Origin of the sequence: Gilliamella sp. B3022 (assembly GCF_028751545.1) — a bacterium.
Classification (GTDB): domain Bacteria; phylum Pseudomonadota; class Gammaproteobacteria; order Enterobacterales; family Orbaceae; genus Gilliamella.
Map to the genome: position 1 here is coordinate 711,801 of NZ_CP071867.1, position 13,800 is coordinate 725,600.

General features: G+C 36.1%; 14 protein-coding genes. 9 read left to right on the top strand and 5 right to left on the bottom strand.

Annotated features, from left to right (window positions below):
• Window position 1 precedes the first annotated feature (1 nt).
• From J4T76_RS03095 to J4T76_RS03130, 8 genes are all read left to right on the top strand, one after another.
• Window positions 2–802, top strand: a complete 801-nt coding sequence (locus J4T76_RS03095) for a PTS mannose/fructose/sorbose transporter subunit IIC (protein ID WP_267339680.1) — start codon at window positions 2–4, stop codon at window positions 800–802.
• Window positions 803–818: 16 nt separating this feature from the next.
• Window positions 819–1,730: a PTS system mannose/fructose/sorbose family transporter subunit IID gene (locus tag J4T76_RS03100; RefSeq protein WP_267339682.1), complete on the top strand. Its 912-nt coding sequence runs from the start codon at window positions 819–821 to the stop codon at window positions 1,728–1,730.
• Between the two features lie 167 nt (window positions 1,731–1,897).
• On the top strand, window positions 1,898–2,272 hold the full coding sequence (locus J4T76_RS03105; RefSeq protein ID WP_267339683.1) for a DUF956 family protein: 375 nt from the start codon (window positions 1,898–1,900) through the stop codon (window positions 2,270–2,272).
• A gap of 221 nt (window positions 2,273–2,493) precedes the next feature.
• Window positions 2,494–2,742 carry a 30S ribosomal protein S16 gene (gene rpsP, locus J4T76_RS03110; RefSeq protein WP_034900786.1) on the top strand — a complete coding sequence of 83 codons (249 nt, stop codon included), beginning with the start codon at window positions 2,494–2,496 and terminating at the stop codon, window positions 2,740–2,742.
• Window positions 2,743–2,768: 26 nt separating this feature from the next.
• Complete coding sequence (gene rimM, locus J4T76_RS03115) at window positions 2,769–3,296, top strand: ribosome maturation factor RimM (protein WP_267354520.1); 528 nt, start codon at window positions 2,769–2,771, stop codon at window positions 3,294–3,296.
• Window positions 3,297–3,312: 16 nt separating this feature from the next.
• On the top strand, window positions 3,313–4,065 hold the full coding sequence (gene trmD / locus J4T76_RS03120; RefSeq protein ID WP_267339693.1) for a tRNA (guanosine(37)-N1)-methyltransferase TrmD: 753 nt from the start codon (window positions 3,313–3,315) through the stop codon (window positions 4,063–4,065).
• A 31-nt stretch (window positions 4,066–4,096) separates the two neighbouring features.
• Window positions 4,097–4,447, top strand: coding sequence for a 50S ribosomal protein L19 (gene rplS / locus J4T76_RS03125; protein ID WP_025314641.1), 351 nt, complete (start codon window positions 4,097–4,099; stop codon window positions 4,445–4,447).
• Between the two features lie 156 nt (window positions 4,448–4,603).
• Complete coding sequence (locus J4T76_RS03130) at window positions 4,604–5,206, top strand: MarC family protein (protein ID WP_267339694.1); 603 nt, start codon at window positions 4,604–4,606, stop codon at window positions 5,204–5,206.
• Between the two features lie 125 nt (window positions 5,207–5,331).
• Here J4T76_RS03130 and J4T76_RS03135 read toward each other — a convergent pair whose 3' ends face one another.
• Genes J4T76_RS03135 through lysA form a run of 4 tightly spaced genes read right to left on the bottom strand, consistent with a single transcriptional unit; the run spans window position 5,332 to window position 10,763 of the window.
• On the bottom strand, window positions 5,332–6,717 hold the full coding sequence (locus tag J4T76_RS03135) for an amino acid permease (protein ID WP_267345120.1): 1,386 nt from the start codon (window positions 6,715–6,717) through the stop codon (window positions 5,332–5,334).
• 56 nt (window positions 6,718–6,773) lie between these two features.
• Window positions 6,774–7,880, bottom strand: coding sequence for an alanine/ornithine racemase family PLP-dependent enzyme (locus J4T76_RS03140; RefSeq protein ID WP_274460514.1), 1,107 nt, complete (start codon window positions 7,878–7,880; stop codon window positions 6,774–6,776).
• 19 nt (window positions 7,881–7,899) lie between these two features.
• Complete coding sequence (locus tag J4T76_RS03145; RefSeq protein ID WP_267339699.1) at window positions 7,900–9,312, bottom strand: APC family permease; 1,413 nt, start codon at window positions 9,310–9,312, stop codon at window positions 7,900–7,902.
• A 53-nt stretch (window positions 9,313–9,365) separates the two neighbouring features.
• Window positions 9,366–10,763: a diaminopimelate decarboxylase gene (gene lysA / locus J4T76_RS03150; protein ID WP_267339701.1), complete on the bottom strand. Its 1,398-nt coding sequence runs from the start codon at window positions 10,761–10,763 to the stop codon at window positions 9,366–9,368.
• Window positions 10,764–11,025: 262 nt separating this feature from the next.
• Between lysA and J4T76_RS03155 the strand changes: the two genes are divergently transcribed.
• The gene (locus J4T76_RS03155) at window positions 11,026–12,465 is read left to right on the top strand and encodes a sigma-54 interaction domain-containing protein (RefSeq protein ID WP_416380278.1); all 1,440 of its coding nucleotides are present in this window, start codon (window positions 11,026–11,028) and stop codon (window positions 12,463–12,465) included.
• A gap of 6 nt (window positions 12,466–12,471) precedes the next feature.
• Here the strand turns inward: J4T76_RS03155 and J4T76_RS03160 are convergent, their stop codons facing one another.
• Entirely contained in the window at window positions 12,472–13,653 is a 1,182-nt protein-coding gene (locus J4T76_RS03160; protein WP_267356002.1) for an NAD(P)/FAD-dependent oxidoreductase, read from the bottom strand.
• Between the last annotated feature and the right edge of the window lie 147 nt (window positions 13,654–13,800).

The window sequence follows — 13,800 nt, forward strand, 5'->3', positions numbered from 1 at the left end:
TATGACATTATCAATCATTGCTATCATATTAGTGATAGCTGTTGCCTTTCTAGCCGGTATAGAAGGTATTTTAGATCAATTCCAATTCCACCAGCCGCTTGTTGCATGTTCTTTAATTGGACTTGTGACCGGAAATTTAGAAGCGGGCGTAGTATTAGGTGGATCACTACAAATGATTGCGTTAGGTTGGGCAAATATTGGGGCAGCAGTAGCGCCTGATGCCGCACTAGCCGCCGTTGCATCATCGATTATTTTAGTTTTAGGTGGACAAGGTATTGCTGGTGTATCAACAGCAATTGCGGTAGCGATTCCACTTGCGGTTGCTGGATTATTTTTAACCATGATTGTACGAACTATCGCTGTTCCATTAGTTCATATGATGGATGCCGCAGCAGAAGAAGGCAATATTCGTAAAATCGAATGGTTGCAAGTTTTAGGCATCTGCTTACAAGGTCTACGAATTGCCATTCCAGCAGCAGCGTTACTATTCATTCCAGCAGAAACGGTAAAAGAAGCGTTAAATGCAATGCCTGAATGGTTAACAACTGGTATGGCTATTGGTGGTGGTATGGTTGTTGCAGTAGGTTATGCAATGGTAATAAACATGATGGCAAACCGTGAAGTATGGCCGTTTTTCATTATTGGCTTTGTGGTTGCCGCTCTATCCCAATTAACATTAATTGCCCTTGGTGCGTTAGGAATCGCATTAGCACTGATATATCTCAGTCTTTCAGAACGTGGCAATTCATCGAATGGCGGTAGTAAAGGTGATCCGCTTGATGATATTTTGAATGATTACTAGAAACTTGGAGAAGAAAATGACAGATAGAATTCAATTAAGTAAAAAAGATCGTTTAGCAGTCGCTTGGCGTTCAACTTTCCTTCAAGGTTCTTGGAACTATGAACGTATGCAAAATGGTGGTTGGGTTTATTCTATGATTCCTGCCATCAAAAAATTATATACCACAAAAGAAGACCGTTCAGCAGCGTTAAAACGTCATTTAGAGTTTTTCAATACACATCCATATTTAGCATCACCCGTTTTAGGTGTAACACTTGCTTTAGAAGAAGAGCGCGCTAACGGTGCCGCAGTTGATGATGTTGCAATTCAAGGGGTAAAAGTTGGGATGATGGGTCCTTTAGCGGGGGTGGGTGATCCAGTGTTTTGGTTTACCGTACGACCAATGCTAGGTGCTCTTGGTGCTTCATTAGCGCTTAGTGGTAATATTATGGGCCCTATTTTATTCTTTTTACTATGGAATATTATACGTTGGGGTTTTATGTGGTATACGCAAGAATTTGGTTATCGTACTGGATCGAAAATCACAGATAACCTATCAGGTGGTTTACTACAAAAAATTACTAAAGGTGCATCTATACTAGGAATGTTTGTGCTTGCTGCTTTGGTACAAAGGTGGGTATCAATAAAATTTCAACCCGTTGTATCAACAGTTAAACTAGACAATGGGGCATTCATTGACTGGGATTCGCTTCCAGCTGGCGCTCAAGGTATCCAACAAGCATTACAACAAATGCAAAGTGGATTATCACTAACCCAAGAAAAAGTCACCACATTACAAAATAACTTAGATCAATTAATACCAGGGCTTGTTCCGCTACTTTTAACGTTTTTCTGTATGTGGTTATTACGTAAAAAAGTATCGCCAATCATTATCATTGTTGGATTATTTTTAGTAGGTATTGCTGGTCATTTAGTTGGTCTTTTATAAACCAGTATTTTTGTAAAGAGGTTTTAGGAAAGCATAATGTTACAGTATGAAATTTTGCTTTCTGTCAAACAATAATTATCCTTTTCATTACACAATGTGACAAACAACACGATGTGTATGAAAAGGATAGCATTATCAATTCAACCTTAACTATGGATAGGTAATAGATGGTTCAATCTTTGAATACAAAAATTGATTTGACTGTAAAAGCAACCGCTTTTACTGGTTTATCTGAATATGGCAATATTATGATTGGTGATAAAGCATTTGAATTTTATCATCGGCATGACCCTCGCAAATATATCCAAATTCCTTGGGATGAAGTGGACTATGTCATTGCATCAGTATTATTTGGTGGCAGATGGATTCCACGTTATTCAATTCAAACAAAAAAAAATGGTACTTTCACTTTTGCCTCTGAAAATCCTAAAAAAACATTAAAAGCGATTCGCGTTTATATAGATGGTCAAAAAATGGTGAGATCTTTAGGCTTTTTTGATGTTTTAAAACGAGCTTTTATTTGTAAAAAAAATAAAAAATAGCAGCGATATCTAAATATAAGAACGTAATAGATTCTAAAAAATAAAATATCGTCAGTATTATTTTTATTCATTCATGACTAAATAAGTTTAAAGCAAGCAATATCACGCCAAGCATCAACAAACAGCCATTGCACTTTTTTCCAGAAAGAGTATAATTTCGGGGCTTTGATTTTGTCCATGTTGGGCAAAAGAAAGATTATTTTTTAATTTAAGAGGATGTTATGGTAACTATTCGTTTAGCTCGTGGTGGCTCTAAAAAGCGCCCTTTTTATCAAGTAGTTGTCACTGATAGCCGTAACCCACGTGATGGTCGTTTTATTGAACGCGTTGGCTTTTTTAATCCAATTGCACAAGGTAAAGCAGAAGAATTACGTTTAGATCTTGATCGCGTAAATCATTGGGTTGGTTTAGGTGCAACAGTTTCTGATCGTGTGAATGCATTGATCAAACAAGCACAAAAAGCTGCTTAATTAAGTAATAAATAGTAACTGTAATGATGAATACTGAGAATCTGATCGTTGTAGGTAAACTTGGTTCTAGCTACGGCATTCGTGGTTGGCTCAGAATTTTTTCGTTTACAGAATTTCCAGATAGTATTTTCGATTACACACCTTGGTATATCCAGCGTGCTGGTAAATGGCAAGAGGTAATCGTAGAAAGCTTCAAACCCCATAATCAGGATATGATTGTAAAACTCAAAGGCGTTGACGATCGTGATCAAGCCAATGCATTAACTAATTTTGAAGTATTTGTTGATGCTGAAAAATTTCCAGAGCTTAACAATGGTGATTTTTATTGGAAGGATTTGATTGGCTGTCGAGTAAAAACAGTTAACGGTTATGATTTGGGTCAGGTGACTGACTTAATGGAAACTGGTTCGAATGATGTGTTGGTTGTTAAAGCAAATCTAAAAGATGCATTTGGAGCAACAGAACGTTTAATTCCATTTGTGGATGATCAATTTATAAAACAAGTTGATTTAACAGCAAAAGTGATTGTGGTCGATTGGGATCCTGCTTTTTAATTGGTAAGGTAAGAATATGTGGATTGGCGTTATTAGCCTTTTTCCTGAAATGTTCCAAGCAATTACCTGTTATGGTGTGACTGGTCGAGCCGTAAAAAACGGACTGTTAACAGTAGAATATTGGAACCCGCGCGATTTTGCGTATGATAAGCATAAGACTGTCGATGATAGACCTTATGGCGGTGGTCCCGGCATGTTAATGATGGTACAACCACTTCGCGATGCAATTCATGCTGCAAAAACAGTAGCTGGTAACGATACAAAAGTAATCTATCTCTCCCCACAAGGGCGCAAATTAAACCAACAAGGTGTTGGCGAGTTATCGCAATATCAAAAAATGATTTTGATTTGTGGTCGATATGAAGGTATAGATGAACGTGTTATCCAAACCGAAATTGATGAAGAATGGTCAATTGGAGATTACGTGTTAAGTGGCGGTGAATTACCAGCGATGACGATGATTGATGCATTAGCAAGATTTATTCCTGGTGTATTAAATCACGAATCATCAGCAGAAGAAGACTCTTTTGCTAACGGGTTACTCGATTGTCCACACTATACCAGGCCTGAGGTGTTAGATGGAATGGCGGTGCCCGACGTGTTAATGTCTGGTCACCATGAAGCGATTCGTCGCTGGCGATTAAAACAATCACTGGGACGAACTTGGTTGAGAAGAGAAGATCTTCTTAAAAATCTAGCTCTGACTGATGAAGAGCAACGTTTACTCACTGAATTCCAACGTGAATATCGTGATGAACCGAGCCGTTGATATTTCAGTATAACTAGTAAGAGACAAAATTATGAAAAATGCAATTATTCAGCAATTAGAACAAGAACAAATGAAAAAAGACATCCCGTCTTTTCGTCCGGGTGATACGGTTGAAGTAAAAGTATGGGTTGTTGAAGGTAACAAAAAACGTCTTCAAGCTTATGAAGGTGTTGTTGTAGCAATTCGTAATCGTGGTTTACATTCTGCATTTACAGTACGTAAAATTTCGAATGGCGAAGGTGTTGAACGAGTATTCCAAACTCACTCACCAATTGTTGATTCAATTACTGTGAAACGTCGTGGTCAAGTACGTCAAGCTAAACTTTACTACTTACGCGAACTTCGTGGTAAAGCAGCGCGTATCAAAGAACGCCTTAACTAATTCAAATTGGTTAATATTTGATAAACTAATTAAATATATCCAATTAAATATGGTCACCTTTATGGTGACCGTTTTTATGTATATAGTAAAAGTTCATTCCCGCCAACAATCGTTGACAAAATTCAAGCAATATCTAGATTAAATAAAGGTAACATTATGGATAACTATCTTGTTGCGATTCTTGCTACCACAACCAAGTTATTCGCATTAATGACACCACCAGCAGTGCTAAGTGCATTCTTAAGTGGTACTAAACAATATGATGAACCACAACGCCGAAAAACTGCACTTAAAACATCTTGTGCTGTATTTATAATTGGTATTGTATTGTTCTTTTTTGGAAATACTATGTTTAGTGTTTTCGGTTTTACTCTCGATGCATTTCGTATCGGTTCTGGCGCGTTACTGTTTATTACTGCTGTGACACTAATGAATGACTCTCCAGATAAAAATAAAATTAACAGTAATGAAGATATTAGTGTTGTACCGCTTGCAATTCCTCTTTGCATGGGCCCTGCTTCTATCGGTACAATTATTGTTATGGGAACAAGCTCAGTGGGTTTTGCCGCCAATATGATAGGTGCGGTTTCATTGTTTATTGCTTCCTCGGGCATTTATGCCATGCTTTTATGTGCAAAAAGTATTGCAAAAGTATTAAAAAATACAGGTATTGCCATTTTATCAAAATTAACCGGACTACTAATATCAGCAATTGCTGCACAAGTAGTTTTTTCTGGCATAACGGCTTTTATAAAATAGCTAACCTATATTGATAAATTTGTTACGTTATTACGTAAAATAACGTAACAATTAAATTCACTATTTCATCTAAGATTAAATTATGAGCATTTCTATACTAATTGAGTATAAATAATCTTAATGATTCATGATGAGATTGCGTTTTTATTATAGTAATACGAAGCTAAAATAATGATAATTAAAACAACTTCTGATAATAAAATAAAATGCCCCGACTCACCAAACCACACACCAACAATGATCACAATATTAACAATGATTGAAATTGCTGCTAACCATGGAAATAATGGTGATTTAAATTTAATCATCTCTTTAGGGTATTTACCACTATTCACCCCTTTACGAAATTGATACTGACACCAAGCGATAATAATCCACGCAAAACAACCTACTTGTCCAGTACCTGCAACCAAATAGAGATAAAGCTTTTCCGCGGCAATATATTTAGAAAATAATGAAACTAGAGCAATAATTGCAATAAATAAGATGCCTTTAGTAGGAACGCCCCGTTTATTGACTTCTGAAAAATATTTAGGCGCTAAATTATCCTGTGCCATAGACCATAACATACGCGAACTGGCATAAATAGCTGAGTTAGCCGCAGATATCGCAGCACAAAAAATAACGAACAACATCATATAAGAAGCAAAAGTGATACCGACTTTGTTAAATACCCACACAAAGGGACTAATTTCATCATGCACAGTTCCATAAGGGTAAACTAATGCTAAAATTGCAATAGCTAATACATAAAACAGAATAATTCTAAATGCTACACCTGTAATAATCTTGGGTAATACTGACTGAGGTGACTCAGCTTCACCAGCGGCACTACCAATTAGCTCAACACCTTGAAATGAATAAGTCACAATGGTCATGCATACAAAAATCGATAAAAAACCATTTGGAAACCAGCCTTGTTCTGTTTTAAAAGTAGGTAATATGTGAGTTTGAGTATATTGCTGATAAAGAAGATAAATACCAACACCGATAAAAGCAATAATTGCCAACACTTTAATGGTTGAAAACCAATATTCACTTTCACCAAAAGCACGGACAGAAGTTAAATGAACTGAGGTAATAACAATTAAAATCAATAAGCTAAAAAGATAAATAGGAACAGCAGGAAAAAATTGGTGAGCAATCATAGAAGCGGCAGTTAAATCTGCTGCCATAGACAGAACCCAACTAAGCCAGTATAACCAACCAATAGTATAACTCCAAATCGGATTTGGAATAAACATTAGTGCATAATGCTGAAAAGAACCCGCATGCGGGAATGCACAAGAAAGCTCACCTAAACATAACATTGTTGCTAACATTATGCTACCAGCCATTAAATAAGCAATAATAGTTCCTAATGGCCCTACCGTAGTTAATGGCGCAGCGATACCAATAAATAAACCGGTACCAATCGATCCCCCTAATGAAATCATTAGCAGATGACGATTTTTAAGATTCTTTTTTAAATTACTGAAATTTTGGCTTTGTTGTGATACTGATGTTGCCATGTATAAACCGCCTAATCATTGATAAAAACTGCTGGTTAACCAGCAGTTAACACAAATTAATAGATAAACCGTTTTTCTACACCACTAGTTTGACAAGCCATTAGCAAGGCAGTGTAATCAAGCTCAAATCCAATCATATCACCGACTTTAAGATTTTGTGACACATCTTCGATATCGACTAACGTATGATCACTGGTTTGACCAAGTACAGTAATATTATCATCGATTGGTACACAGCTTTCAGCCGGAACATCTTGACGTCCAAACGCAAGCAGCGCTCGTTTACGTATACCATGATCGACAAAAGTTTTACTGTTTAAAAAAGCATCAACACCTAGCTCGCCGACTGGAACGGTTGGTTTACTGTTAAGCTCGATGATTTGTGCATATAATTTATACATATCACTACAAGCTTTTTCGACAGGTTTATTGGAATGATGAAATTCATCAAGATATTTCATATCCACATACTCAATACCAAACTCATGTAAACCACCAATCCGGATATGATTAAGACCTTCTGGCCAGATACCCTTGTCTAATAAGTGATAACTAGTACAATTACCGGCCGATAAATATTGTATTTTAATATTGCAAGATTTTTCAACTTTACGCGCAATTTCTAAAAAGTCTACTCCATTTTTAACTGTTGGTAACACAGTACCATAACAGTTAAAATTAGTACCTAGCCCATAAAGCTCAACACCCGGTAAAGATAAAATAAGTTTGACCGTATCAATAATTTCATCCAAATGTTCAAACCAAATACCTTCACGTAAATCACCCATATCAATCATTAATAAAACTTGGTGAATTTTTTGTTGCTTAACGGCTTCGTCTGAAAGTGCTTGAATCACCACTTTTTCACTATTTAAGCTAATATCTGCATATTTAACTATTTCACTAATTTCACTTAAACAAGGACTACGCAATAAGCAGGTTTTACACCCTAAAGCATCTTTAAGTTTCTTCAAATTGTAGGTTCTTGACTCAGCAATAACATCAATACCTCCATCTAGAACTGCTTTTGCTGTTTCAACACAACCATCAAACACTTTATTAACTGCCATTACTTCAATGCCGTGTTTAGCAAGCAGCTCTTTTTCAACACGTGCATTGTCTTTTAATTTTCCTAAATCAATTTCCAATACAGGTTTGTACATAAATTTACTCCTCTATCTCTTATTGTTGTTGCATGCGATTACGCTTTTGTGCTCTATGGTATATCCACTCCGCTAACACGATAGCAAGCACTGCACCACCAACAATTTTCGCGATATACTCAACATATCCCCCCATATCAATCTGTGCTGGTGGAATAAACACTAAGATCACCGCAAATAGTGTAGATAAGAATCCTAAACCTGGTAAAACAATCGGTAATACTTTACCTGGGATCTTAAAGCTACGTGGTACATCTGGTTGAGTAATACGTAAACGATAGTATGCAATAAACATCACTAAATAAGGAATAAAGTAACAAATGGTTGTTAATGCAGTTAACATCCAATATGCAGCAGCAATACTTGGCGATACAAACGTTGAGAAACAAAGTACTGTGACAATGATTGCTTGAATAACTAAAGCAAATGCTGGAGTTTGATAGACAGGATGTAAATGTCCAACACGTTCACCAAGTAAATTATCTTCTTTTGACGCCTCTTGTAACATATAGATAGGGCCAACTAACCATGAGTTAATTTGACCTAATGCACCAAAGAATAAACAAATTGCCATTACAGGTAATAACCAAGGCATATGTAACTCTTTAGCCGCTGCTTCCATTGCTTGCATTACACCGGCAACAATATCAGTATCAACAGCAGGTAATAAGGTATTAATGGCCCAAGTACCAATCATATAGATACCAACGATAACAATTGCAGATACCGCCATCGCTTTAGGGAAGTCACGTTGTGGATCACGAGTACGACCAGCAATCATAGGGGCAACTTCAAGTCCAGCAAAAGCAAACATCATACTTGATAGAAAAACAATGGTATCCCAGCTACTTAAATCCGGAATCCAATCACTAATATGACTATAATCAGTGGCCATTGGGTGACCAGTCATTAGCCACACAATGGCTAATAACACGATAATACCAGCAGGAATAAAGACCCCTAACCATGCACTAACACTGTTAATGATTTTAGTCCATTTCAAACCTTTGATATTCATTAATGTTAAGATCCAAAATACTACCATGGAACCAACACCAATAAACACCTGATTTTGAGCTAGTTCAGGACTAAACATGTAGCCAATTGCAGTAAAACCAAATTGCAACATCAGTGGGAAGAAAAGCACGCATGAGAATAAGAAACAAACAACTACTATCCAACCAACTCGTTTACCAAACGCTTCTTTTACCCAAACAAAAATCCCACCATCTTTTGGCCAACCAGTAGAAAGTTCACCACAAACCATTGCTAAAGGAAAAAACAAACAAAATGCAGCAAGGAGCCAAAGCACCATTGCTGACGCTCCATAAGGAGCAACATTAGGAATTTGACGTAAACTTAGTATTGCAATGACATTCATAAATACAATGTCTTTAATACCAAGTAAACTTGAATTTTTAGAATCACTCATAATAACCTCACATTATAATATCTGGGACGATAAGCGCCCCAGATAACTCATGATTAATACACGTCGTATCCAACCATATCCTCGTAAGTGTCCTCACGGCGAATCAATCGATCTTTACCTTTTTTATCAATCATAACAACAGCAGTACGTGGACGGTTGTTATAAACTGTTTGGCTCTCAATGGTATAAGCTCCAGCATCAAGGAATGCAATAATATCTCCAACCTGAGTATCTTTTGGTAGCAAGAACTCTTCCCCTTTTACACCAACATGGTAATAGTCACCACCATCGCATAAAGGTCCAGCAAGTTTAATGTATTGATCATGCTCTTCGGTAATTTTTGATGCATCATAAACATAGAAGAACCAATCAAAATGCTGACTGTCAGATAACACGCTATAGCCTGCGTCAACAAATTTCCACTCAACATGTTCTTCAATGTTTCCGTCTAAATCGTAATTAGTTTTACGTTTTTCACAAGCTACTTCTGTTAATAATACGGCAGCTGATCCTGTTACTTTACGACCTGGTTCAATACAAATCTCAACATCGGTACGCCATTTATGTACTTCTTTAATTACTGCATCAGCAAAATGTTGTGCGGTAATACCTGCGTACATATTATCCTGTAATGGATTGCCATTTTCTTCGTCATATTTATATGGAACAGGAATACCACCACCAACATTAATTAAATCCAATTTAATACCAAGAACTTCTTCTAAACGGCGTGATTCATCAACTAATACTTTCGTTGCTTTAGCAAAAGGTTCTGCTTCTGGTACTTGATCTCCTACGTGCATATGTAAACCACGTAAATGTACATAAGGCATTTCAAGAATACGGCGACAAGTTTCTTCCGCTTGTTCTAAATCGATACCCGATTTAGCATGATAAGCTGTCACGAGTTCCGCATGCGTCGCTGAAGGTACATTGGGTTCAACACGTACACAAACATTTGCCACTTTCTTCAAACGTCTTGAAATTTCATCAATTATATCAAGTTCAAATAAGCTATCTACGTTAATAATATAAAGCTCATTTTGGATAGCAAATTCTAAATCAACTGGTTTTTTAACCACACCATTGAAAACAATTTGACTGCCTGGAAAACCAATCTCTAAACATTTGCGCACTTCAAACATTGAGTTCGCTTCAGCATAAATACCCGCATCTTTAATTGCTTTTAGCACACCCATTACAGAACATGTTTTTGACGCATAAAAAATCTTAGTGTTTGGATGAGCTTTAAACGAATCTTTGATTTCCTGAATATTACGATCAATTTCTTTTTCAGAAAATACGTAAAAAGGTGTTGGGTATTTCTTTGCTAATTCTTCTAAATTTATGCCGTCAAAACATAATTTACCGTTTTGAGCACTGAAACGACGATCTTTAGTTATTAGATCAGTACGTAATTTGTTATAATTTGACATAATTTTGTCGGACATAAGACCTCCAGTTAATTAGTACATAAAAAGTACATAAGAAAACAAGTAAAATGGCTTCTCACTTGCAATGCAATCAGCATGCCAACTTATAAATCATAAAAAATCAATTTATTATGAAAATTATTGCAAAAACAATTTTGGTCATTTTGTTTAAAACCTGTTTTTATGACAAAAATTTGTCACAAAATCATTAATGGTTGAAAGGTATTAAAATTAACGTAAGCTAAACTTAGCTAATAAGCTAAATTAAAAAGGTACTAATATCATGACAATCGATCCTGAATTATTACAATCATTAGAAATATTCAAACATTTTTTTGATTTAATCCATCAGCCAATGGCTATTATCGATAAAGAAGGTAAATATATTTATTATAATCGGGAAAGTGCAGAACTTGATGGTTACCCTATGGAGCAAGCTATTGGTAAACCCATGCTTAAAGTTTATCCTAATTTAAGAAAAGAAGATAGTACCATGTTACAAGCTTTACAACAAGGTAAGGAATATCAGGATAATTACCAAAGCTACTATAATCATGTAGGTAAACTGGTTGATTATATGCATACAACCGTACCACTTTATAACAAGCATAAAGATATTATTGGTGCGATCGAAATAGGACGAAATTTATCAACTGTTAGGCAGCTACACGATCAAGTATTCAAACTCAATAGTAAATTATACCAAAATAAAGATCAGCCATTGCCTGAAATAGTTTTTGTATCACAAAAAATGCAAAAGGTTATTGATCAAACAAATATTTTAGGAGCAAATGATGTCCCAGTATTAATTGTCGGTGAAACTGGAACTGGTAAAGAGCTTTTTGCTCATTTGATTCATCAAACAAGTCATCGCCGTAATAAAGCGTTTATTTCGTTAAACTGTAGTGCTTTACCTACCACATTGATAGAAAGTACCTTATTTGGAACGATGAAAGGAGCCTTTACTGGAGCCGAAAACCATCCAGGTTATTTAGAACTGGCTAATGGCGGCACACTATTTCTTGATGAACTTAATGCTATGCCACTGGATATGCAAAGCAAATTACTGAGATTTTTACAAGAAAAGACTTACTGGCCATTAGGGGGCAATAAAGAGCTACACGCCGATGTTAGAATTGTTGCCGCCATGAATGAATCACCAGCAGAGTTGTTAAAAACAGGGAAAATGCGAAGTGACCTATTTTATCGATTAAATGTCGGATTAATTAAACTTCCAGCCCTTCGTGAAAGAAAAGAAGATATTCCTGTATTGGCGCGATACTTTATTGATAAACATAAAGCGGATGTAAATGTTGTGATAACAGGCATTAGTGAGCACGCATTACAACAACTCATGTCGGCACCTTGGCCGGGAAATGTGAGGATGCTGGAAAATGCAATCGTACGAAGTATAGTCTTACAAAATGAACCGGGAGAATTGCAACAAATTATCCTTGATGATGAACTGTTTGACATTCATAGCCCTTACCCACAAGATCAATTCGAAACGAAATTTGAAAAACAAAGTACGAGCATGACCGCTGGCAACATTAACTTAACTGTACAAGTTGAAAATTATGAAAAACAACTTATTATTGATGCTTTAAATCAAACCAACGGCAAAATTATTGCTGCCGCAAAATTATTAAATATTTCACGGACGACATTACAATATAAAGTAAAAAAATATCATATTCAAATGGGGGTAATAGGTAACTAATCCCTCTTAACAAAAGGCTTGTGCGCAGGCAAATGCACTGCTCCAGGCCCATTGAAAATTATAACCACCGAGCCAACCAGCTACATCCACAACTTCACCAATAAAATAGAGATTTGGATGCGATTTAACTGCCATCGTTTTTGAAGATAAAGCATCGGTACTTACTCCGCCTAACGTCACCTCAGCCGTTCGGTATCCTTCAGTACCATTTGGTGTTATATGCCAGTGTGTCAATGTATTATATAGATCTTGTTGCTGCTTAGGATTAAGTTGTTTAACAGTTGTGTCGATTATCAAATTCAATTGTATCAGTACTTCAATCAACCTTTTCGGTAAAATCTGTGCTAAGCAATTTTTTATAGTTTGATTACGATTTTGTTCAAGTAACGGTTTAAAAGTTGATTCGAATAACCTATCTGGTAATAAGTTAATCATGATTGACTCTCCTGCTTGCCAATAACTCGAAATTTGTAAAATCGCTGGTCCTGACAATCCACGATGGGTGAATAATAAATTCTCTTTAAAACAGATTCGTTCATTAGATACTTCAACTGGAACAGCCATTCCTGATAAAGTAGATAAAACTTCTAACAAAGGTCTATGTAACGTAAATGGCACTAGCCCCGCTTTTACTGGTACAACAGGAATCGAAAATTTTTCAGCTATTTTATATCCGATCGAGGTCATGCCTAGTGCTGGCATCGACTGTCCACCGGTTGCAATAATTAGTTTATCAGTATCAACAAAGCCTTGAGAAGTAGATAACTTAAATCCTTGCTGTTCAGCCTCCACATCTTCAAGTTGTGTTTTTAACATAAACTTAACTTGCCCTTTCTGGCACTCTTGAATAAGCATATCAACAATATCTTGAGCTGAATTATCACAAAATAACTGACCATGATCTTTTTCATGATAGGCAATATGATATTGATTAACGAGTTGGATAAAATCCCATTGGGAAAATCGTTTTAATGCAGATTTACAAAAGTGGCGGTTTTGCGAAATATAATGTTTTGCCTCAACATCGAGATTAGTAAAATTACATTTACCGCCACCAGACATTAATATTTTACGTCCTAATTTTTTACCATTATCAATGACTGTTACATCAAAGCCTTTTTGACCAAGTAATCCCGCACAAAAAAGCCCAGCAGCACCAGCACCGACAATTGTTATTTTGGTTTGCATAACTAATATGTCCAAAAGAAAAGGTGCTAGATTATAACAGTATACAATTGCCACTTATAGTCGTCATTTTATACTTGATTAAATGCATTAGCTGAAACTTATTTAAAACACCAATATAATGGTCTACAATCGTAAAAGACTAGTATT

Excerpts from the sequence above, each read along its gene's own strand:
- J4T76_RS03140 (WP_274460514.1), bottom strand. The coding sequence starts at position 7,880 with ATGTACAAACCTGTATTGGAAATTGATTTAGGAAAATTAAAAGACAAT.
- rplS (WP_025314641.1), top strand. The coding sequence starts at position 4,097 with ATGAAAAATGCAATTATTCAGCAATTAGAACAAGAACAAATGAAAAAA.
- rimM (WP_267354520.1), top strand. The coding sequence starts at position 2,769 with ATGAATACTGAGAATCTGATCGTTGTAGGTAAACTTGGTTCTAGCTAC.
- J4T76_RS03160 (WP_267356002.1), bottom strand. The coding sequence starts at position 13,653 with ATGCAAACCAAAATAACAATTGTCGGTGCTGGTGCTGCTGGGCTTTTT.
- J4T76_RS03135 (WP_267345120.1), bottom strand. The coding sequence starts at position 6,717 with ATGGCAACATCAGTATCACAACAAAGCCAAAATTTCAGTAATTTAAAA.
- trmD (WP_267339693.1), top strand. The coding sequence starts at position 3,313 with ATGTGGATTGGCGTTATTAGCCTTTTTCCTGAAATGTTCCAAGCAATT.
- rpsP (WP_034900786.1), top strand. The coding sequence starts at position 2,494 with ATGGTAACTATTCGTTTAGCTCGTGGTGGCTCTAAAAAGCGCCCTTTT.
- J4T76_RS03095 (WP_267339680.1), top strand. The coding sequence starts at position 2 with ATGACATTATCAATCATTGCTATCATATTAGTGATAGCTGTTGCCTTT.
- J4T76_RS03130 (WP_267339694.1), top strand. The coding sequence starts at position 4,604 with ATGGATAACTATCTTGTTGCGATTCTTGCTACCACAACCAAGTTATTC.
- J4T76_RS03105 (WP_267339683.1), top strand. The coding sequence starts at position 1,898 with ATGGTTCAATCTTTGAATACAAAAATTGATTTGACTGTAAAAGCAACC.
- J4T76_RS03100 (WP_267339682.1), top strand. The coding sequence starts at position 819 with ATGACAGATAGAATTCAATTAAGTAAAAAAGATCGTTTAGCAGTCGCT.
- lysA (WP_267339701.1), bottom strand. The coding sequence starts at position 10,763 with ATGTCCGACAAAATTATGTCAAATTATAACAAATTACGTACTGATCTA.
- J4T76_RS03145 (WP_267339699.1), bottom strand. The coding sequence starts at position 9,312 with ATGAGTGATTCTAAAAATTCAAGTTTACTTGGTATTAAAGACATTGTA.